Raw genomic sequence first — 19,926 nt, 5'->3', positions numbered from 1 at the left:
AGACGGATGTCCGCAGGCGAGCTCAGTCGCGGTGTTTGCGGCGCAATACGGCCATGCCGACCACGCCGATACCGGCAAGCAGCATGAGCACCGACGAAGGCTCCGGCACGGCGGGAACAGCGGCAGGCAGCGGTCGGAGCGTCACGCCGCCGATCCGAGTGACATGATCGACACCAGAAAGGAAGGCACCACCCGCTGCCCCGCCCGACATCTCGAACGCCGCCCCGCGGGTGCGCAGGAATGCTGCCGGCCGCTCTGCCTGGCTATCGACATCGTTGGATGACCCGGCGCCATCGCCAAACGAGGCGCCGAACTCGTGAATATGGCCGCCGTGCGACTGGGCAGCCTTGCCGGGGGCATCGCCCGCGTGAGCCTGTGTGGCAACGACGAGCGCCATCATCGCCGCCGCCAGCGATACTTGCGTGTTCTTGTACATACAAACCCCACAGTGCGGTGGTGATGTGCCTTGTAGGCTACGCCCCACCGTGAAATGTCAATCAACTAATCGGACGACATTTGAGTAATTATTTGGAATATTTTCGACCTATCTTACCAACCACTTTCCTGCATCGCAACATTTTGCGGAAAATATAATGCAAATTTAACATCGCCAAAAATGCATTTATCATATACCAAAAAAGAAATATATACACGCCAAACGGCATTGGGCAAGCGCTTGAATATTCGGGTATATCCTTGCCGATATTCGATCCAGCCTGGGTAGCCAAGGCCCATATACACATCACGGCCAGATTAAACATTCGATTATCGCCATATCATGACGCGGCCTCGACCTGCTCGCGATGCCGGGTGGCGATTTCCTCCTGCCCGGTGCGGTGCGCCCATACCTTTTCTCCGGTGCGCACCTGGCGCAAATCGGCTCGGCCGTCATTGGGCCGGGCATGGATTGCGGGGCAGGTTTGCCGCTGGCCCGCTGGCATCAGCCCTCGCCACGGTAGAACGTGAAATGCAAAAAAGGGTAAATTGTGTTGGCCGCGCCGTGCACCACCGAGGCCGGCGCTCGGCGGCCATCTATACTGTACAGGCGGCCTCCAGTGCCAGCACGGCCCAGGCTCACGCCAGCCACGGGTGCCCTTCCCAACCAGCCACTCTCGTAACGGTTTGCAAACCATGCCCATCCTGTCCCGACGCCTGTGCCTGGCACTGGCCGCTCTTTCCCTTACCCCCGCCGCGCATGCGGCCGACGCCGACGCGCAGGTCATCGTCAAGCTGCGGGCCGAGTCGCCGCTGCTGCTCAAGCGCGCCCAATCGGGCGAGCGCTCGCAGGCCTTCACCTCGCTGGCGGGCTTTCAGGTGAAGGCGGTGGGGCAGCCCTCCACCCAGACACAGGTGTTGAAGGCCAGCGGGATGACGAGCCAGGCCCTGGCCGAGAAGCTGCGCGCGCTGCCCGATGTGGAATACGCCGTGCCGGATGGCATCAAACATATCCGTGCGCTGCCGTCCGATCCGCTGTTCGGCTCGCAGTGGTATCTGCAGGCGACGCAGCCGGCGGCCCTGAACGCCGTCGCGGCCTGGGACCTGACGACCGGCCTCGCGGCGGTGACGGTGGCGGTGCTCGATACCGGTATCCGTCCCGATCACCCCGACCTCGCCACCAAGCTGGTCAGCGGTTTCGATTTCGTGTCCGAGATCACCCGCTCGAACGACGGCGACGGCTGGGACAGCGACCCGACCGACCCCGGCGACTATGTGACGGCGGCCGAGCTGACCCAGCCGGCATTCAGCGGCTGCGGCGCCGGCCCGAACGCGGACCAGCCCACGGCCAGCACCTGGCACGGCACCAAGGTGGCCGGCATCATCGCGGCAGCCAGCAACAACGCACTCGGCGTGGCCGGGGTGAGCTGGGGCTCGCAGCTGCAGCCGGTGCGCGTGATGGGCAAATGCGGCGGGCGCGACTCCGACATCATCGCCGCCATGCGCTGGGCGGCCGGCCTGCCGGTGCCTGGGGTGCCGGCCAATGCGACTCCGGCCAAGGTGCTCAACCTGAGCCTCGGCGCCGCGGGCACCTGCTCCCAGCCTTACAAGGATGCCATTGCCGAGATCACCGCCCGCGGCGTGGTGATCGTCGCGGCGGCCGGTAACGAGACCGGACCGGTGGACGAGCCCGGCGACTGCCCGGGCGTACTGGCCGTGGCCGGCGTGCGCCACAACGGCGTGAAGGTCGGCTACAGCAGCTTTGGCACCGAGGTGGGCATTTCGGCGCCAGCCGGCAATTGCGTCAATTCCACCGGCCCCTGCCTCTACCCCATCGTGACGACGACCAACCAGGGCGTGACCACGCCGGGTGCCAATAGCTACACCGGGCCGACCGAGGTCAATGTCGGCACCAGCTTCGCCGTGCCGCAGGCCTCGGGCGTTGCGGCGCTGATGTTCTCGGCCAACCCGGCACTCGCCACCAGCCAGTTGATCGGCCGCATGAAGCGTAGTGCCCATGCCTTCACCGTGGACAGCAGCCTGCCGACCTGCCCTGTCGTCGGCGCGACCGGCACCGACGCCGAGGGCCAGTGCAACTGCACCACCACGACCTGCGGCGCCGGCCTGCTCAACGCCTATGGCGCGGTGCTGGAGGCCAACAAGCCGATCGCCTCGATCACCGGCAGCGGCAGTGGCACGGTAGGCGCCAAGCTGGTGCTGGACGGCAGCGGCAGCGCAGCCGCCAGCGGCCACCAGGTGGCGCAATATGCCTGGTCGGTCAGCCCGGCCGGCGGCTCGGTCGCCACGCTCGACCAGACGGCGGCCTCCAGCGTGACGCTGACGCTGACTGGTAGCGGCACCGCCGTCGTCAACCTGACCGTGACCGACGACGCCGGCGCGCAGGACACCTCCACGGCCACGATCACCGTCAGCGGCGGCTCGGGCAGCAATACGGGTGGCAGCAGCAGCGGCAACACGTCTGGTGGAAGCACCAGCAGCGGAAGCTCCGGCGGCGGCGGTGGCGGCGGCGGCTGCACGATCGGCCATGGCGATCAGCCGCTCGACCTCGCCCTGCCGGGCCTGCTGGCGCTCGCCTGCCTGGGCCTGCGCCGCGCCCGCCGCTTGCGCTGACATGCGCCAAGGCCCGGCGGCGGGTGGGTGCCCGCCGTCGCGCAAGGCCACCCGCGCCCAGACCCATGCCGAGCCGACAAGGCGGGCTGACGCTGCCAGTGCCAGGCGGCGCAAGGTGTATCCGGCTTTGCAAATCTAGGCATGGCGCCTACAATACGGCCCCTTCGAGGTGCCGGCATATTGCCGGTCAAACGGGAAACAGGTGCGATACCTGTGCTGCCCCTGCAACGGTAAGCAAGTGAGGATGGGCCGATACGCCACTGCGACGATCTCGCGGGAAGGCGGCCAGATCAAGTCTTGCGAGCCCGGATACCGGCCTCGGAACGCCACTTTAGAAAGGTGGACATTGACGCGCGGCAGGGTGCACGCAGCGGGTGATCCCACTGCGCGCCGCCGCCGTGCCCTTCTCCTGCCTGACTCTCCCTGCCGTGAACCTATACAACTCGCCACGCAGCGGGCGTGGCTCACGGAGATTGTCATGCAGTTTCGCAGTAAACCCCTGGTTTCCCTCATCGCCCTGTTACCGGCACTGAGCGCCCACGCGCAGGCCGGCGATGGCGACGCCGAAACGGTCGTCGTCACCGCAGCACGCGTCGCCCAGCCCAGGCGCGAGGTGGTCGGCGATGTCAGCGTGCTCACACGCAAGGATCTCGACGCACGCACGGGCCAGACCCTGAGCGACATCCTCGCCAATCAGCCGGGCGTGCAGATCGCCACCAACGGCGGGCCGGGCAAGAATGCCTCGGCCTTTCTGCGCGGGGCCAACCCGCAGCAGACCGTGGTGCTGATCGACGGCATCCGCTACAGCTCGGCCACCGTCGGCCAGGCCTCGATCCAGAACCTGCCGCTCGACCAGATCGAGCGCATCGAGATCCTGCGCGGCCCCGCCGCCAGCCTGTATGGTGCCGATGCGATCGGCGGCGTGGTACAGGTGTTCACGCGCCAGGGCGGCAAGGAAACGCGCGCCAGCGTCGAGCTCGGCGCGGGCAACCTCGGCACGCGCGAGGCCAGCGCCAGCCTGAGCGGCAGCAGCTGCAACACCCGCTACGCCCTCGGCATCGCCCACACGCAGACCGATGGCGTGAGCTCGATCAGCAACCCGGCCAACGCGAGCTACAACAGCGATCGCGATGGCTACCGCAACACCAGCCTGAGCCTGTCGCTGAGCCACCGCATTGATGCCGCCAACGAGATCGGCGGCAGCGTGCTGGCGGCGCGCGCGCGCAACCATTTCGACAGCTATTACACCGACCCGGTGAGCTACGACAGCGTGGCGCAGGCCTATGACTACCGCGAGCAGGGCCGCCAGGGCTCGGCCACGGTGTGGAGCCGCAACCGCCTGAGCGAGATCTGGACCTCGCGCGTGCAGGCCGGCTACAGCATCGACGACAGCGACAGCTACGACCCGGTATCGGGCACCGATCTGAGCGACAGCAAGAGCAACTTCACCACACGCCAGCGCCAGCTGGGCTGGCAGAACGAGCTGGCGATCGGCCCGGGCACCGCGACGCTCGGCGTCGAGACGCTGGAACAGCGCATCGCCACCACCACCGCCTACGAAGTCGATCACCGCCGCATCAACAGCTGGCTCGCCGGCTACCTCGCCCACCTCGATGCGTGGACGGTGCAGGGCAATCTGCGTCGCGACGACAATTCGCAGTTCGGCGACCACACCACCGGGCTGCTCGGCGCCAGCTGGCAGCTCGACCCGGCCTGGCGGATCGGCACCAGCTACGCCACCGGCTTCCGCGCGCCGTCGTTCAACGACCTCTACTACCCCGGCTACGGCGACCCGACGCTGAAGCCCGAGAAATCGCGCGGCGGCGAAGTGTTCGTGCGCTATGCCTCGGCCAGCCTGAATGGCGGGCTCACCGTCTATCGCAACGATGTACGCGAGCTGATCCAGTACAACCCGGCCACCTACGCACCGGACAATATCGGCCGCGCACGGCTGCAGGGCGCCACGCTGCAGGCCGGCTGGCAGAACGGCGGGCTCGACATCGGCGGCCAGTACGACTGGCTCGATGCGCACGACACTTCGGGCGGCAAGAATGACGGCAAGCGCCTCAACCGTCGCGCCAGCCGCAGCGGCGGCGTGCATGTCGCCTACCGGCAGGGCGCCTGGCAGCTCAAGAGCGAGGTGCAGGCACAGGGCCAGCGCTACGACGATCCGGCCAACCGCCAGCGGCTGGGCGGCTACGCGCTGCTCAACCTCTCGGCCAGCTGGCAGATCGACCGCAACTGGCAGCTCGTCGCCCGCCTCGACAACGCCTTCGACCGCGATTACCAGCAGGTCAAGGACTATGGCACGCTCGGCCGCAACGGCCTGATCGGCGTGCGCTGGCAGATGCGATGAGCATCGAGCTGATCCTGGGCGGGGCGCGCAGCGGCAAGAGCCGCCATGCGCTCACACAGGCGCTGGCCCATGGCGGGCCGGTGACCTGGATCGCCACCGCAGAGGCCCACGATGACGAGATGCGCGAACGCATCGCGCATCACCGGGCCGAGCGGCCCGCGCACTGGGCCAGCGCGGAGGCGCCGCTGGCGCTGGCCACGGCGCTGGCGGCGCGCCCGGATCAGTTCGTCGTCGTCGACTGCCTGACGCTGTGGCTGTCAAACTGGCTCTGCCGCGACGATACCGCCGCCTGGCAGGCCGAGCGCGCAGCCCTGCTCGCGGCCATCGCACGGCACCACGCGCCCTTGCTGCTGGTCAGCAATGAAGTCGGCTTCGGCATCGTGCCCGACAATGCGCTGGCACGGCGCTTCCGTGACGAAGCCGGGCGCCTGCACCAGGACATCGCCGCGCTCGCGCAACGCGTGACGCTGGTCGTCGCGGGCATCCCGCTGACCGTCAAATCCACACACGACAAGGATCAAGCATGACAGACCACTGGTGGCAACGCGCCCCCCGCTCCCTCGATCAGGCCGCGCGCAGTGCCGCGCTGGCACGCCAGCAGGTGCTGACCAAGCCGGCGGGCGCCCTGGGCGAGCTCGAATCGCTCGCGGTTCGCCTCGCGGCGATGCAGGGCCGCGCCTGCCCGCGGCTGGAGGCACCGTGGATCAGCATCTTCGCGGCCGATCACGGCGTGGCCGCGGCCGGCGTATCGGCCTACCCGCAAGAAGTCACCGCGCAGATGGTGGCGAATTTCGCCACGGGCGGCGCGGCCATCTGCGTGCTGGCCAAGCAGATCAATGCGCGCTTCGAGGTGGTGGACTGCGGCGTGGCGGCCGATACCAGCCAGTGGCCCGCTGTCGTGCAGGCCAAGCGGGTGCACGGCACCGCCAATTTCCTCAGCACCGCTGCGATGGATGAGGCCACGCTGGCCGCCGCGCTCGATGCCGGCCGCGCCGCCGTGAGCCGCGCGGTCGAGGCCGGGGCCGACTGCTTCATCGCCGGCGAGATGGGCATCGCCAACACCACCAGCGCCAGCGCGCTGGCCTGCGCCTGGCTGGCGGCCCCGCCGGCCGAGCTGGCCGGCCCCGGCACCGGGCTCGACGCCAGCGGCGTGTCGCGCAAGGCGGCGCTGATCGCCAAGGCGCTCGCCCTGCATGGCGACGTGCTGGACGACACCCAGCGCACGCTGGCGGCGCTCGGCGGCTGCGAGATCGCGGCGCTGGCCGGCGCTTATGTGGCGGCGGCGCAAGCCGGCCTGCCGGCGCTGGTCGACGGCTTCATCAGCAGCGTGGCCGCGCTCGCCGCCTGCCGCCTCAATCCGGGCACGCGCGACTGGCTGCTGTTCGGCCACCAGTCGGCCGAGCCGGCCCACGCCCGCGTGCTCGCGGCACTCGATGCGCGACCGCTGCTGCAGCTCGGCCTGCGCCTCGGCGAAGGCAGCGGCGCGGCGGCGGCCTTCCCCATTCTCAAGCTCGCCTGCGCGCTGCATGGCGAGATGGCCACCTTTGCCGAAGCCGGCGTCAGCAACCGCGATGCTTGAGCTGCCGGCGCCAGACTGGCTCTGGGCGCTGCTCGTGGCGCTGCTGCTGGAAGCGGCCATCGGTGAGCCGCACCGCTGGCACCCGCTGGTCGGCTTCGGCCGGCTGGCGGACAGCCTCGAACGCAGGCTGAACTGCGGCCCCGGCGGCATCTGGCGCGGCCTGCTGGCCTGGTCGCTGCTGCTGGCCGGCGCGCTGGCAGTGTTCTGCGCACTGCGCCTCGCGCTGGGCTGGCTCGCCGATGCGCTCGTGCTGTGGTTCGCCCTTGGCGCGCGCAGCCTGCAGCAACATGTCGCCGCGATCGCCAGGCCGCTGGCTGCCGGCGACCTGGCGACGGCGCGTGAACGCCTGAGCCGCATCGTCAGCCGCGACTGCAGCGGGCTCGACGCCGGCGGCGTGAGCCGGGCCGCGATCGAATCAACGCTGGAGAACGGCGCCGATGCGATCTTCGCCAGCCTGTTCTGGTTCGCCGTGGGTGGCGGCGCGGCGGCGCTCGCACACCGGCTCGCCAACACGCTCGATGCGATGTGGGGCTACCGCACGCAACGCTTCCTGCATTTCGGCCGCGTGGCCGCGCGCGCCGATGACGTGCTGAACTGGCTGCCCGCGCGCCTGACCGCCGCGAGCTACGCCATGCTCGGCCACACCGCCACGGCCCTGCGCTGCTGGCAGCAACAAGCACCGCAATGGGACAGCCCCAACGCCGGGCCGGTGATGGCCGCCGGTGCCGGCGCGCTGCAATGCCAACTCGGTGGCGCGGCGCGCTACCACGGCCAGCTGGAGGCCCGCCCCACGCTAGGCTGCGGTGCGGCGCCGACAGTGGCCGACATCGGCCGCGCGCTGCGCCTGGTGCGGCACACCGGCCTCGCGTGGCTCACCGCGTTGTGCGCGATCGGGGGCTACCGATGCCTGAGTTGACCCCACCGCACCACGGCGGCGACCTGCAGCGCGCCATCGCCGAATTTGGCGGCACGCCCGACGACTGGATCGACTGCTCGACCGGCATCGCGCCCATCGGCTTCCCATTGCCCGCTGTGCCGGCCAGCGTCTGGCAGCGCCTGCCCGAGCCGGACCCCGCCCTGCTCGACGCGGCGGCGCAGTATTACGGCAGCCCGCAGCTGCTGGCGGTGCCGGGCAGCCAGGCGGCGATCGAGCGGCTGCCGACCTTGCGCCGCCCGGGCCGGGTGGGCGTGCTGGCGGCGAGCTATGCCGAGCACGCCTGGCAATGGCGGCGCCACGGCCATGCGGTGGTCGAGCTGGCAGCCGAAGACATCGACGCCGCGATCGACAGGCTGCAGGTGCTCGTGCTGGTCAACCCGAACAACCCGACCGGCCAGCGCTGGCCCGCCGACCGCTTGCTGGGCTGGCACGCAAGGCTGGCGGCGCGCGGCGGCTGGCTGGTGGTCGACGAGGCGTTCGCGGACTGCGAGCCCGCGCACAGCCTGCTGCCCCACGTCGAGCGCCCGGGGCTGATCGTGCTGCGCTCGCTCGGCAAGTTTTTCGGCCTCGCTGGCGTGCGGCTCGGCTTTGTCGCGGCCGAGGCGGCAATGCGCGATAGCCTGCAGCAGGCGCTCGGGCCCTGGGCCGTCAGCGGTCCGGCGCAATGGGCCGGCCGGCTCGCGCTCGCCGACACCGCCTGGCAGGCCGCGCAGCGCGAACGCCTGGCGGACGACAGCCGCTGGCTGGCGGCCACCTTGCCGCACGCCGGGCTCACCGTGGCCGCGGCGCTACCGCTGCTGCACTGGGTGCCGACCCCGCGGGCGGCGGTCTGGCAGCGGGCGCTGGCGCAGCAGCAGGTGTGGTGCCGGCGTTTCGACAGGCCATCGGCGCTGCGCTTCGGCCCGCTGCCGGCATCCCGCCGCGACGAATTCACGCGCCGGCTCGATGCCGCGCTAGGCGCCATCGCCATGGCGCTGCCAAAATAACAATCTGACCACAGGAAAACACATAATGAGCAGCGAAGACGACCGCAACGCCCGCCACGCCGCGCGCATGGCACGCAAGAAAGCCCATATCGACGGCAAGATCGCCGAGGCCAATATCGATACCGGCATCCTGCTGGTGCTCACCGGCAACGGCAAGGGCAAGTCCTCTTCGGCTTTTGGCATGGTGGCGCGCGCACTGGGCCACGGCATGAAGGTGGGCTTTGTGCAGTTCATCAAGGGCCGCACCGATACCGGCGAGGAAGCCTTCTTTTCGCGCCAGCCCAATATCGAGTGGCACGTGATGGGCGACGGCTTCACCTGGGATACGCAGAACCGCGAGCAGGACACGCGCTCGGCCCAGGCCGCGTGGGAGATGGCGCGGAAGATGCTGCACGACGCGAGCGTCGACCTCGTGGTGCTCGATGAGCTGACCTATTGCATCTCCTACGGCTATCTCGACACCGACACGGTGGTACGCGACCTGCTGTCGCGCCCCGAGATGCAGCACGTGGTGATCACCGGCCGTGCAGCGCCACAGGCCCTGCGCGACATCGCCGACACGGTGACCGAGATGGAGCCGGCCAAGCACGCCTTCCATGCCGGCATCCGCGCCCAGAAAGGCGTCGAGTGGTGAGGACGGGCCCGCACGAGCGGCTTTGCGGCCGGATGGCGGTGACGGCACGCGCCCTCGCCAGTCCATCCAGTAGGCCCCGGCCGCTGCGCGCCCCATTGCCTGCCCGTCAGCTGCTCACAACGCTGCATCGGGCCTTGCCGGCGGCGCTTGCGCTGCTGGCGTCCCTGTCGGCGCCACAACCGGCGGTGGCCCAGGTATCGGTCAAGGACGACCTCGGCCACACCATCACGCTGGCCCAGCCCGCGCGCCGCGTCGTCAGCCTCGCGCCGCACCTGACCGAGGACCTGTTCGCGATCGGCGCCGGCCCACTGCTGGTGGGCGCCGTCAGCTACAGCGATTACCCGGCCGAGGCGCTCAAGCTGCCGCGTGTCGGCGGCTACAACGGCTTCGACCTCGAACGCATCCGCGCGCTCAAGCCCGACCTGATCGTCGCCTGGGAGACCGGCAACCCGGCGCGTCAGCTCGCGCAGGTCGAGGCGCTCGGCATCCCGCTGTTCCGCGACAATTCGCGCACGCTGGATGACGTGCCCAAAGCACTGGTACGGCTCGGCACGCTTGCCGGCCACGAGGCCGATGCGGCCGCCGCGGCCCGCCGCTTCGGCGAGCACATTGCGCGGCTCGAAAGCCAGTACGCGGCCAGGCCGCCGGTGCGCGTGTTTTACCAGATCTGGGACCGCCCGCTGATGACGGTCAACAAGCAGCAGATCATCTCCGACGCGATGCGCGTGTGCGGCGCCGTCAATGTCTTCGCCGAGTTGCCGACGCTGACGCCGACGGTGGACGACGAGGCGGTGCTGGTCGCCAATCCCGAGCTGATCGCCACCGGCGGCGACGGCACCAACAGCGCGAAATCGCTCGACCGCTGGCGGCGCTGGCCGCGGCTCGCAGCGGTGCGCACGGGCCAGCTCGCAGTGCTGCCGCCCGACCTGCTGGTGCGCATGGGGCCGCGCCTGCCGCTGGGTGTCGAGCACCTGTGCCAGGCCGTCGACCGGGCACGCCAGGCCAGATGAGCCACGTCCGCCCGCTATCGCGCCCCCGGCTGGCCGGCACGCTGCTGCTGCTGGCGCTGTGCGCGCTCGCCGCCGTTGCCGCCAGCCTGTGTCTGGGCAGCACCAGCTACCGTCCCTGGCAGCTCTGGTCGGCAGGCCCCGAGGCGCAGCTCGCGCGCGACGTGGTGCTCGAACTGCGGCTGCCGCGCACGCTCGCCGCGCTGGCCGTCGGCGGCCTGCTGGCGCTCGCTGGCGCGCTGCAGCAGACCTTGCTGCGCAACCCGCTGGCCGACCCCTATGTGCTCGGCACCTCTGGCGGCGCCAGCGTCGGCGCGCTGTCGGCCGTGCTGGCGGGTGCCGGGCTGGCCGGCGTCAACCTGGCGGCGGCCGGCGGCGCGCTGGCCAGCATCCTCATCGTCTTCCTGTTGGCCGGGCGCGACCACTCGTCAAGCCAGGCGCGGCTGTTGCTGACCGGCGTGGCGCTCGCCTCGTTCTGCGGCTCGCTCAGCTCGCTGCTGCTCAGCATCGCGCCGGACGGCCTGCTGCGCGGCATGGTGTTCTGGCTGCTGGGCGACCTCGCCAGCGCGGGCTGGCAATTGGCGCTGCCGGCGCTCCTGCTGCTGCTCGCGCTGGTCTGGCCGTTCGCGCGCGAACTCAACCTGCTCGGCCTCGGCCGCCAGCCCGCGCATGCGCTCGGCGCACAGACGCAACGGCTGCAATGGCTGCTGTACTTCGTCGCGGCGGTCGCCACCGCCGTCGCCGTCACCACCGCCGGCATGATCGGCTTCGTCGGCCTGATCGTGCCGCACGCGCTGCGCCTGGTGATCGGCCAGGATCAGCGCCTGCTGCTGCCCGCCTGCGCGCTCGGCGGCGGCACCGTGCTGCTTGCGGCCGATGTCGCCGCGCGCACCGTGCTCGCGCCACAGCAGCTGCCGGTGGGCGTGATCACCGCGCTGGTCGGCGTACCGATCTTCCTGTGGCTACTCGCCCAGCGCCGGAGCCCGGCATGAGCGTGCTCGGGCTGCATGACCTCACCATCGCCCAGGGCGGCCAACCGCTGTGCCGGGGCCTGACGCTGTCGGTCGGGCCGGGCGAGGCCTGGCTCGTGCTCGGCGAAAACGGCAGCGGCAAGAGCACGCTGCTCGCCACGCTGGCGGGCTGGCATGCACCCGCACAGGGCCACGTCGCGCTGCACGGCAAGCCGCAGGCCGAGTGGCCGGCGCGCGAGCGGGCGCGGCGGCAGGCCTGGCTGTCGCAGCAGGACGACTGCCCGTTCCCGATCTCGGTGCTGGAAAAGGTGCTGACCGGCCGCCACCCCTACCTCGGCCGCTGGGACTGGGAAAGCAGCGCCGACCTCGATCTGGCGCGGCAGCAGCTCGCACGGCTCGACCTCGCGGCGCTCGAAGCGCGCGACCTCGCCACGCTGTCAGGCGGCGAGCGCCGCCGCGTGGGGCTCGCCACCGCGTTGGCCCAGCAGGCCAGCCTGCTGCTGCTCGACGAGCCCCTGTCGCAGCTCGATCTGCGCCACCAGCAGCAGGCGCTGGCCGTGCTGCGCGAGGAACGCGCCAGCGGGCGCAGCCTGGTCGTCGTCAGCCATGATCCGAACCATGCGCGCAGCTTCGCCAGCCACGCGCTGCTGCTGTACGGCGATGGCCGCTGGCTGGCGGGCCCGCTCGGCGAGACGCTGACGACGGCAACCCTGTCCGCGCTCTACCATCACCCGGTGCGTGCGCTGGCCGACGATGGCGGCACCTGGTTCGTGCCCGGTACGTGAGGACGATATGCGACTGATCCTGATGCGCCATCCCCCCGTTGCCAGCGGCAGCGGCCTCTGCTACGGCAGGCTGGACCTGCCCTGCGACAGCGCTGCGATCGACGCCAGCGTCGCCGCGCTCGACGGCTGGCGCGGCCTGCCGGTCTACAGCAGCCCGGCGCAACGCTGCCTCGCGCTGGCCGGGCGGCTGGCGGCACCGCCCATCGTCTGGCCCAGCCTGCAGGAGCTCGATTTCGGCACCTGGGAAGGCCGGCGCTGGGACGACATCGCGCGCAGCGAGATCGACGCCTGGGCCGCCGACATCTGGCACTACCGCCCCGGCGGCGGCGAAAACGCCGCGATGCTGCGCAGCCGCTGGCACGAGGCCATCGCCGGCTGGCGGCTGGCGGCGCCGGAGGCTGCCATCGTCGTCACCCACGCCGGCCCGATCCGCATGGCGCTGGCCGAGGCGGGCCAGCTCGGCGCGGCCGAGCGCTGGTCGGCGCCGATCGCCCACGCGCGGCCTTACATACTGGAGCTTTGATTGACTACCTTGATGATTCAGGGCTGCACCTCGGATGCCGGCAAGAGCACGCTGGTGACGGCGCTGTGCCGGCTGCTGGTGCGCCGTGGCCTGCGCGTTGCGCCGTTCAAGCCGCAGAACATGGCGCTCAACAGCGCGGTGACGGCCGACGGCGGCGAGATCGGCCGTGCCCAGGCGGTGCAGGCGGCGGCCTGTCGCGTGGCCCCGCATACCGACCACAACCCGGTGCTGCTCAAGCCGACCACCGATTGCCGCGCCCAGGTCATCATCCACGGCCACCCGATCGGCAACCTCGACGCGGTGGATTACCACGCCTACAAACGCCAGGTGAAGGCCGCCGTGTTCGACTCGTGGCGGCGGCTCGCGGCCGCCCACGACGCGGTGATCGTCGAGGGCGCCGGCAGCCCGGCCGAGGTCAACCTGCGCGCCAACGACATCGCCAACATGGGCTTCGCCGAAGCGGCCGACTGCCCGGTGTGGCTCGTCGCCGACATCGACCGCGGCGGCGTGTTCGCGCACATCGTCGGTACCCTGGCCTGCCTCACCGAGAGCGAGCAGGCGCGTATCCGCGGCTTCATTATCAACCGCTTCCGAGGCGATCTCTCGCTGCTGCAGCCGGGGCTCGACTGGCTCGAAGCGCAGACCGGCAAGCCCGTGCTTGCAGTGCTGCCCTATCTGCACGGGCTCGACCTCGCCGCCGAGGATGCCGTACCGCGCACCACCGCCAGCGATGCCGGCTACCGCATCGTCGTGCCGGTGCTGCCGCATATCTCGAACCACACCGATTTCGACCCGCTGCGGCGCCTGCCCGGCGTCGATTTCCAGTTCGTCGGGCCGGGCCGGGCCATCCCGCCCGCCGACCTGATCATCCTGCCCGGCAGCAAGAACACGCGCGGCGACCTGGCCTGGCTACGCGAGCGCGGCTGGGATGAAGCCATCGCGCGGCACCTGCGCTACGGCGGCAAGCTGATCGGCATCTGCGGCGGCTACCAGATGCTCGGGCGCAGCATCGCCGACCCGAGCGGGCTCGAAGGCGCGGCCGGCGTAAGCCATGGCCTGGGCTGGCTGCCGCTCGACACGACACTCGCACCGGTGAAGCAGCTCGCCAATGTGAGCGGCACGCTGAACCTCGACGGCCGGTGCGCGCCGGTGCGCGGCTACGAGATCCACCACGGCGCCACGCAAGTCGCGGCCGGCCAGTCGCCGCTACGGCTCGACGGCGGCCAGCGTCGCGACGGCGCGCTGAGCCCCGACGGCCAGATCTTCGGCTGCTATCTGCACGGCCTGTTCGACGAGCCGGCCGCGCTCGACCTGCTGCTAGCCTGGGCCGGCTGCGGCAGCCACGCCACGGCATCGGCCGAAACGCAGCTGGAGCAGGCCATCGACCGCCTGACCGACGCGCTCGACGCCGCGCTCGATGCCGACCGCGCCCGCGCAGCCGGGTTGATGCTGCCATGACGCGCCTGATCCTCGCCATCCAGTTCCTCACCCGCCTGCCCACGCCACAGGTCAGCGACTTCCGCCCCGAGCGGCTGGCCGAATCGGCACGCTGGTTCCCGCTCGTCGGCCTGCTGCTCGGCGCGCTCCTGCTGGCGGCCGTCTGGCCGGCGGCCAGGCTCGATCCGTGGCTCGCCGCCTGGGCTGGCGTGCTCGCCTGGGCGCTGCTGACCGGCGGCCTTCACCTCGATGGCCTGGCCGACGTCGCCGACGCGCTCGGCGCCGCCCACCGCGACCGCGAACGGCTGCTCGCGGTGATGAAAGACCCGCACCTCGGTAGCTTCGGCGTGCTCACGCTGATCCTGCACCTGGCCGGCAAGCTGGTCCTGCTGATGCTGCTCGCGCGCGGCCAGCACTGGGCCGCACTGCTGCTGATTCCGGCCTGGGCGCGGCTCGGCGTGCTGTTCTGGCAGACGCTGCCGGCGCTGTCGCCTGGCATGGGCGAGCAATTCGCCTGGGCGCTGCCGCGCCGCGCACGCTGGGCCTGGCTGCTGGCCCTGCTCGCCGCCTCGGCCTGGGCCGCACCGGCGCTGCTGGCCACGCCAGTCGCCATCTGGCTCTACCGCCGCTGGCTGCTGCGCACGCTCGGCGGCATGAGCGGCGACTGCCTCGGCGCCGGCGTCGAAGTCGTCGAACTCGCCGCCCTGCTGCTCGCGGTCGCGCTGCAGATGGCTTGAGCGACGCCCCGGCTTGGGCTACGCTGAAAATTCAAACCGGGCCGATAGCTCAGCTGGGAGAGCGCTGCGTTCGCAACGCAGAGGTCGGGAGTTCGATCCTCCTTCGGTCCACATTCCCTACCAAGCCGGGTGCGAGCCTGGCTTTTGTTTTGCTCCGTGGCCGCAGCATGCCCAGCTTGCGCCGCGTTGACGCATGCCGGGGCTCGGGCTAGCATCTCGCGCCGAAAAATGCTCGATTTGCCGCAGCGGAAAAAACCTCTCCGGCTGCGGCCCCGCCTTCATCACCCGCCCAGGACACCCCATGCCCCACTCCCCTACGTTGCGCGCGCTGTGCCTGCTGTTGCCCCTGCTGCTCGGCGGCTGCGGCCGGTGGCAGCCCTATGTGTTCGCCCATGGCAATGTCAGCGTGTCGACGCCGCCCGGGGTGGCGTTCGACTGCCATGACCAGAATGTGCCCTATGCGAGCGAGGCCAGGATGTGCCTGGCGCAGTCCGGCGACAGCAATCTGATGACGATCTCGCTCGAGTTCGCGCAGCAGGTGGATCAGGGCCAGCTGGACATGGCGTTCGCCAATATGGAGAACATCATGGAGCAGGATGGGCGCGGCAAGATCGTGTCGTCGATCGCGCTCACCGTCGATGGCGCGCGGGCGAAGGACATCGTCGCGCAGACGGCGTCGGGCAAGCAGTCCGGCCGGATCATGTACCACGCCGGCTACCTGGTGCTCGCCGCGGCGTGGCCCAAGGCGGGTGAGGGCAACCAGAAGGAAATCGACCGCTTTGTCACCAGCCTGAAGCCCCGCGCCAAGTAAGGCGGCGCGTCAGCTCGGGTGCGAGCGTGGCCAGCCCGGATCGAGGCAGGTGCCCAGCGGCGAGGCCCACGCCAACACGGCGGCCTATACGCCGAGCCACGACACCCTGTCGCGCCATGAGGCCCGGGCGCAAGCGCCGAGGGGAACACAATCGCGGCTCACCATGAGCGGGCAGACGACCGCACCGGGGCAGCCCGTGCCGCGCCCTAACCCGCCTCGGCCGCCCATTGCCCGAGCAGGGCCAGCGCCGCCTCGTGCTGGCTGGTGAACGGGTGCCCGCAGTTGAGGCGGATGGCGTTGCGGTAGTCGCGCCGGGCCGAGAAGATCGGCCCCGGTGCGATGCTGATGCCCTGCTCCAGCGCCCGCCGGTGCAGGGCGACGGCATCGACGGCGGGCGGCAGTTCGAGCCAGAGAAAATAGCCGCCCTCGGGCTGGGTCAGCCGTGTACCGGGCGGGAACAGCCGCCCGATCGCCTCGCTCATCTGCGCCTGCTGGGTCGCCAGCGTGCGCCGCAGGCGCCGCAGATGGGTGTCGTAGCCGCCATGCTTGAGGTAGTCGGCCAGCGCGGCCTGCACCGGGATGCCGGCGGTCAGCGTGGTCATGAACTTGAGCCGCTGCACCGCCTGCGCGAAGCGCCCGGCCGCCACCCAGCCGACGCGGTAGCCTGGCGCCAGGCATTTCGAAAACGACGCGCAGTGCAGCACCAGCCCGGCGTGATCGTCGGCCTTGGCATGGCGCGGTGGCGCGCCGAAATACAGCTCGCCGTAGACATCGTCCTCAATCAGCGGCACCGCGTGGCGGGCCAGCAGCGCGACCAGCTCGCGCTTGTTGTCGTCGGGCATCAGGCTACCGGTGGGGTTCTGGAAATTCGTCATGAGCCAGCAGGCCTTGATCGGCTGGCGTGCCAGCGCGTCGCCCAGGGCCGCGAGGTCGATGCCGTCGCGCGGGTGGGTGGGGATCTCGATCGCCTTCAGGCGCAGCCGCTCGATCGCCTGCAGCGCCGCATAGAAGGTCGGCGATTCGATCGCGACCAGATCACCGGGCTCGGTGACCGCCTGCAGGCTCAGCGTCAGCGCTTCGAGCGCGCCCGAGGTGATGACGATCTCGTTCGGCGACACCGTGACGCCGGCCGCGAGATAGCGCAGCGCGATCTGCCGCCGCAGCTCCTCGTTGCCGGGCGGCAGGTGGGTCACCGTGCTCCACGGGTCGAGCCGTCGCGTGCTGCCGGCGAGCGAGCGCGCCAGCTTGTCGAGCGGAAACAGCATGGGGCTCGGGAAGGCCGAGCCGAACGGCACCACCGCCGGGTTCTTGCTCGCCTCCAGTATCTCGAACACGAAGTCGCTGACATCGAGCTCGCCTGACTGCGCCACGGGCCGGCTCATGCCGGGCTCGGGCAGGCGCTGGCCGCGCCGCGCGCGCACGTAGTAGCCCGATTGCGGCCGGGCCAGCACCCAGCCCTGGCTTTCGAGCAGCTGGTAAGCCTGCATCACGGTCAGCGGGTTGACGCCATGGTGGCGGCTGGCGGCGCGTATCGACGGAATCCGTTCGCCTGGCCGCAACACACCCTGCTGAATCATCTCGATCACCGACTGCGCGAGGGCTTCGTAGCGGGTCATGGCGGCCACAAACTGTTTTAGTCAGCTATCAGCATAACTGAATCTGTTATAGCCCGCCCGCCCGTGGTCTACTGGCATCGCCAAACCGCCACAGGGATCGCATCATGAGCAGCATCGACAGTGCCCGGCCCGCCGCCGCGCAACGCATCGACTTCTACAACAAGCAGGGCAACAAGGTTTACGTGCGCTCGACGCAGGGCCGCTACAACAGCCTGCGCTGGGCCATGGTGTGGCTGACCCAGCTGATCTTCTACGGCCTCTGCTGGCTGCCCTGGCAGGGCCGCCAGGCGGTGCTGTTCGATATCGTCGAGCGCAAGTTCTACCTGTTCGGCCTGGTGCTGTGGCCGCAGGATGCGATCTACCTCGCGTTCCTGCTGATGTTGGCGGCCTTCGGCCTGTTCCTGTTTACCGCCGTGGCCGGGCGCGTGTTCTGCGGCTTTGCCTGTCCGCAGACGGTGTACACCGCGATGTTCATGTGGATCGAGGAAAAGACCGAGGGCTCGCGCCTGGCGCGCATCCGGCTCGACCAGGCGCCGTGGCACGCCGGCAAGATCACGCGCAAGGGCGCCAAGTACCTGCTGTGGGTGGCACTGGCCAGCGTCACCGGCTTCACCTTCGTCGGCTATTTCACCCCGATCAAGACGCTCGCGCACAATCTGGCGAACTTCTCGCTCGGCCCGTGGGAAGGCTTCTGGCTGCTGTTCTACGCCATGTTCACCTATCTGCAGGCCGGCGTGCTGCGCGAGCAGGTGTGCAAGCACATGTGCCCCTACTCACGCTTCCAGGGCGCGATGTTCGATGCCGACACGGTTACCGTCACCTATGATGCCGCCCGTGGCGAGCCGCGCGGCGCGCGCCATGCCAAGGCGCAGCCGAACACCCAGGTTCAGGCTCAAGCCCAGACGCAAGCCGCCCCGCGTGGCGATTGCGTCGATTGCGGCATCTGCGTGCAGGTGTGCCCGGCCGGCATCGACATCCGCCAGGGACTGCAGTACGAGTGCATCGGCTGCGGCCTGTGCGTCGACGCCTGCAACACGGTGATGGACAAGGTCGGCTATGCACGCGGCCTGATCCGCTACGGCTCCGAGCGCATGCTCGCCGGGCAGCGCTGGGCGGGCAGCCTCAAGCGGCCGCGCATCGCGGTCTACAGCGGGCTGATGCTCGCGCTACTGGTCGGCGCCAGCGTGATGCTGAGCCAGCGCGTGCCGTTAAGGGTGGACGTGATCCGCGACCGCGGCGCGCTGATGCGCGAGACCGACGAAGGCGCGATCGAGAATATCTACACGCTGGAGATTCACAACCTGGCCGAACAGCCGCGCCGCTTCGACATCGCCGTGGCAGGCCTGCCCGGCATCCGCCAGCAGGGCGCGCTCAGCGTCACCGTGCCGGCCGGCAGCAGCAGCCCGCTGCCAGTCACGGTGCAGGTGCCCGGCGACGGCGAGCTGCACGGCACGCGGCAGCTGGAATTCCACATCACGGCCAGCGACGACCGCCACATCAGCGTCACCCAGGGCAGCTCGTTCATCCTGCCCTGAGCGTCAAACCCTGGCGGCGAACTGCGCCTGCAGCTGGCCCAGTTCGCCAAAGCCGATCTCGATCGGCTGCGCCAGCGGCAGCGTGAGCACGCCGGCGTAGGAGCCGGTGATCACCACCTGCCCGGCCTGCAAGCCCATATTGCGGCCGCGCAGGAACTCGGCCAGCCAATACAGCGGCGCCAGCGGCAGACCAGCGGGATGGCGGCCTGCCAGCGGGCTGACCTCCCCGCCCTGGCGCAGCGTGATGGCAAGATCGGCTGCCCGCCGGGCATAGGCCAGCGGCACGCGCGGCCCCAGCAGTAGCCCCTGGTTGAACAGGCCGTCGGCCAGCAGCTCGGGAAAACCGGCGTCGTCCGGGGCATCGTAACGGCAATCGATCAATTCCAGCGCGAGCCTCGCCTCCGCGACGGCCGCGTCGATCTCGGCCTCATCGTAAGGGGTCGCCCGCGGCGGCAGGTCGCGCCCGAGCACGAAGGCCAGCTCGGGCTCGGCCCGCACCGTGCCCTGGCCGGCCCATACCGGGCACGGCGAGGCGTCATGGATCACGCTGCGGTAGATCGGGCCGATCACCACCCGCTCGGCCGACGGCAGGCCGCACTTCCAGCCACCAACGCCATCGCCGAGCGCGGCTGCCGTCGCGGCCTGGATCGCGAGCCCCTCGTCCACCGACGACGGCCGGCAGGACAAGGGCAGGCGCGGCCCCGGCGTGCCCGCCAGGCGGCGCTGGGCGAGCAGTTGGGCGGCGGCGTGGATGGCGTGGTCGTCGAGCATGGCAGGGGCACGGGAAGATTGAGCAGGCGCACGATAGCACGCGGCCGTGGGGCTGTCCTCCCGCGCCCGGGCCGGCTGCGACCTGCGGTTTTCCGCAAGCGCCACCTGCGGACTTCCGGCGGCTCACGAAATGCGCACAAATCACTATCCTTAAGGGAAGCAAGCCATGGCGCCC

The 19,926-nt window shown here is 70.2% G+C and carries 18 protein-coding genes, 1 tRNA gene and 1 riboswitch; of the genes, 16 read left to right on the top strand and 3 right to left on the bottom strand.

The window, feature by feature from the left end:
• Positions 1-22: 22 nt before the first annotated feature.
• Entirely contained in the window at positions 23-436 is a 414-nt protein-coding gene (locus ABWL39_RS07365; protein ID WP_367788584.1) for a PEP-CTERM sorting domain-containing protein, read from the bottom strand.
• Between the two features lie 695 nt (positions 437-1,131).
• On the opposite strand from ABWL39_RS07365, the gene ABWL39_RS07360 reads away from it, so the two are divergent.
• The 15 genes from ABWL39_RS07360 (at position 1,132) to ABWL39_RS07290 (ending at position 15,829) form a co-directional block, all read left to right on the top strand.
• On the top strand, positions 1,132-3,066 hold the full coding sequence (locus tag ABWL39_RS07360; RefSeq protein WP_367788583.1) for a S8 family serine peptidase: 1,935 nt from the start codon (positions 1,132-1,134) through the stop codon (positions 3,064-3,066).
• Positions 3,067-3,216: 150 nt separating this feature from the next.
• Positions 3,217-3,402, top strand: a riboswitch (cobalamin riboswitch).
• A gap of 142 nt (positions 3,403-3,544) precedes the next feature.
• Entirely contained in the window at positions 3,545-5,422 is a 1,878-nt protein-coding gene (locus ABWL39_RS07355; RefSeq protein WP_367788582.1) for a TonB-dependent receptor, read from the top strand.
• Positions 5,419-5,949, top strand: a complete 531-nt coding sequence (gene cobU, locus ABWL39_RS07350) for a bifunctional adenosylcobinamide kinase/adenosylcobinamide-phosphate guanylyltransferase (protein WP_367788581.1) — start codon at positions 5,419-5,421, stop codon at positions 5,947-5,949. The genes ABWL39_RS07355 and cobU overlap by 4 nt, the downstream gene beginning before the upstream one ends.
• Complete coding sequence (cobT, locus tag ABWL39_RS07345; protein WP_367788580.1) at positions 5,946-7,001, top strand: nicotinate-nucleotide--dimethylbenzimidazole phosphoribosyltransferase; 1,056 nt, start codon at positions 5,946-5,948, stop codon at positions 6,999-7,001. The genes cobU and cobT overlap by 4 nt, the downstream gene beginning before the upstream one ends.
• Positions 6,994-7,917, top strand: coding sequence for a CobD/CbiB family cobalamin biosynthesis protein (locus ABWL39_RS07340; protein WP_367788579.1), 924 nt, complete (start codon positions 6,994-6,996; stop codon positions 7,915-7,917). The genes cobT and ABWL39_RS07340 overlap by 8 nt, the downstream gene beginning before the upstream one ends.
• On the top strand, positions 7,905-8,924 hold the full coding sequence (gene cobD, locus ABWL39_RS07335) for a threonine-phosphate decarboxylase CobD (RefSeq protein ID WP_367788578.1): 1,020 nt from the start codon (positions 7,905-7,907) through the stop codon (positions 8,922-8,924). The genes ABWL39_RS07340 and cobD overlap by 13 nt, the downstream gene beginning before the upstream one ends.
• 25 nt (positions 8,925-8,949) lie before the next feature.
• Positions 8,950-9,558 carry a cob(I)yrinic acid a,c-diamide adenosyltransferase gene (gene cobO / locus ABWL39_RS07330; protein ID WP_367788577.1) on the top strand — a complete coding sequence of 203 codons (609 nt, stop codon included), beginning with the start codon at positions 8,950-8,952 and terminating at the stop codon, positions 9,556-9,558.
• A gap of 95 nt (positions 9,559-9,653) precedes the next feature.
• On the top strand, positions 9,654-10,568 hold the full coding sequence (locus ABWL39_RS07325; protein WP_367788576.1) for a cobalamin-binding protein: 915 nt from the start codon (positions 9,654-9,656) through the stop codon (positions 10,566-10,568).
• The gene (locus tag ABWL39_RS07320) at positions 10,565-11,557 is read left to right on the top strand and encodes a FecCD family ABC transporter permease (protein WP_367788575.1); all 993 of its coding nucleotides are present in this window, start codon (positions 10,565-10,567) and stop codon (positions 11,555-11,557) included. The genes ABWL39_RS07325 and ABWL39_RS07320 overlap by 4 nt, the downstream gene beginning before the upstream one ends.
• Entirely contained in the window at positions 11,554-12,321 is a 768-nt protein-coding gene (locus tag ABWL39_RS07315; RefSeq protein ID WP_367788574.1) for an ABC transporter ATP-binding protein, read from the top strand. Before ABWL39_RS07320 ends, ABWL39_RS07315 begins: the two co-directional genes overlap by 4 nt.
• Positions 12,322-12,328: 7 nt before the next feature.
• Positions 12,329-12,844: a histidine phosphatase family protein gene (locus ABWL39_RS07310; RefSeq protein ID WP_367788573.1), complete on the top strand. Its 516-nt coding sequence runs from the start codon at positions 12,329-12,331 to the stop codon at positions 12,842-12,844.
• On the top strand, positions 12,845-14,302 hold the full coding sequence (locus ABWL39_RS07305) for a cobyric acid synthase (RefSeq protein WP_367788572.1): 1,458 nt from the start codon (positions 12,845-12,847) through the stop codon (positions 14,300-14,302). It abuts the gene before it with no gap.
• A complete protein-coding gene (cobS, locus tag ABWL39_RS07300) occupies positions 14,299-15,018 on the top strand; it encodes an adenosylcobinamide-GDP ribazoletransferase (protein WP_367788571.1) in 720 nt (239 codons plus the stop codon). Before ABWL39_RS07305 ends, cobS begins: the two co-directional genes overlap by 4 nt.
• Positions 15,019-15,056: 38 nt before the next feature.
• Positions 15,057-15,129: transfer RNA gene (locus tag ABWL39_RS07295), tRNA-Ala, on the top strand.
• 190 nt (positions 15,130-15,319) lie between these two features.
• Entirely contained in the window at positions 15,320-15,829 is a 510-nt protein-coding gene (locus ABWL39_RS07290; RefSeq protein WP_367788570.1) for a hypothetical protein, read from the top strand.
• Between the two features lie 206 nt (positions 15,830-16,035).
• Here the strand turns inward: ABWL39_RS07290 and ABWL39_RS07285 are convergent, their stop codons facing one another.
• A complete protein-coding gene (locus ABWL39_RS07285; RefSeq protein WP_367788569.1) occupies positions 16,036-17,445 on the bottom strand; it encodes a PLP-dependent aminotransferase family protein in 1,410 nt (469 codons plus the stop codon).
• A 104-nt stretch (positions 17,446-17,549) separates the two neighbouring features.
• Between ABWL39_RS07285 and ccoG the strand changes: the two genes are divergently transcribed.
• A complete protein-coding gene (ccoG, locus tag ABWL39_RS07280; protein ID WP_367788568.1) occupies positions 17,550-18,980 on the top strand; it encodes a cytochrome c oxidase accessory protein CcoG in 1,431 nt (476 codons plus the stop codon).
• 3 nt (positions 18,981-18,983) lie between these two features.
• Here ccoG and ABWL39_RS07275 read toward each other — a convergent pair whose 3' ends face one another.
• Positions 18,984-19,751 carry a fumarylacetoacetate hydrolase family protein gene (locus ABWL39_RS07275; protein WP_367788567.1) on the bottom strand — a complete coding sequence of 256 codons (768 nt, stop codon included), beginning with the start codon at positions 19,749-19,751 and terminating at the stop codon, positions 18,984-18,986.
• Between the last annotated feature and the right edge of the window lie 175 nt (positions 19,752-19,926).

The sequence above is a fragment of the Chitinivorax sp. PXF-14 genome (assembly GCF_040812015.1).
GTDB lineage: Bacteria > Pseudomonadota > Gammaproteobacteria > Burkholderiales > SCOH01 > JBFNXJ01.
This window is presented reverse-complemented; position numbering and strand designations above follow the sequence as displayed.

Excerpts from the sequence above, each read along its gene's own strand:
- ABWL39_RS07275 (WP_367788567.1), bottom strand. The coding sequence starts at position 19,751 with ATGCTCGACGACCACGCCATCCACGCCGCCGCCCAACTGCTCGCCCAG.
- ABWL39_RS07310 (WP_367788573.1), top strand. The coding sequence starts at position 12,329 with ATGCGACTGATCCTGATGCGCCATCCCCCCGTTGCCAGCGGCAGCGGC.
- ABWL39_RS07365 (WP_367788584.1), bottom strand. The coding sequence starts at position 436 with ATGTACAAGAACACGCAAGTATCGCTGGCGGCGGCGATGATGGCGCTC.
- ABWL39_RS07285 (WP_367788569.1), bottom strand. The coding sequence starts at position 17,445 with ATGACCCGCTACGAAGCCCTCGCGCAGTCGGTGATCGAGATGATTCAG.
- ABWL39_RS07360 (WP_367788583.1), top strand. The coding sequence starts at position 1,132 with ATGCCCATCCTGTCCCGACGCCTGTGCCTGGCACTGGCCGCTCTTTCC.
- ABWL39_RS07290 (WP_367788570.1), top strand. The coding sequence starts at position 15,320 with ATGCCCCACTCCCCTACGTTGCGCGCGCTGTGCCTGCTGTTGCCCCTG.
- cobS (WP_367788571.1), top strand. The coding sequence starts at position 14,299 with ATGACGCGCCTGATCCTCGCCATCCAGTTCCTCACCCGCCTGCCCACG.
- cobU (WP_367788581.1), top strand. The coding sequence starts at position 5,419 with ATGAGCATCGAGCTGATCCTGGGCGGGGCGCGCAGCGGCAAGAGCCGC.
- cobD (WP_367788578.1), top strand. The coding sequence starts at position 7,905 with ATGCCTGAGTTGACCCCACCGCACCACGGCGGCGACCTGCAGCGCGCC.
- ABWL39_RS07315 (WP_367788574.1), top strand. The coding sequence starts at position 11,554 with ATGAGCGTGCTCGGGCTGCATGACCTCACCATCGCCCAGGGCGGCCAA.
- ABWL39_RS07340 (WP_367788579.1), top strand. The coding sequence starts at position 6,994 with ATGCTTGAGCTGCCGGCGCCAGACTGGCTCTGGGCGCTGCTCGTGGCG.
- cobT (WP_367788580.1), top strand. The coding sequence starts at position 5,946 with ATGACAGACCACTGGTGGCAACGCGCCCCCCGCTCCCTCGATCAGGCC.
- ABWL39_RS07320 (WP_367788575.1), top strand. The coding sequence starts at position 10,565 with ATGAGCCACGTCCGCCCGCTATCGCGCCCCCGGCTGGCCGGCACGCTG.
- ABWL39_RS07355 (WP_367788582.1), top strand. The coding sequence starts at position 3,545 with ATGCAGTTTCGCAGTAAACCCCTGGTTTCCCTCATCGCCCTGTTACCG.
- ccoG (WP_367788568.1), top strand. The coding sequence starts at position 17,550 with ATGAGCAGCATCGACAGTGCCCGGCCCGCCGCCGCGCAACGCATCGAC.
- cobO (WP_367788577.1), top strand. The coding sequence starts at position 8,950 with ATGAGCAGCGAAGACGACCGCAACGCCCGCCACGCCGCGCGCATGGCA.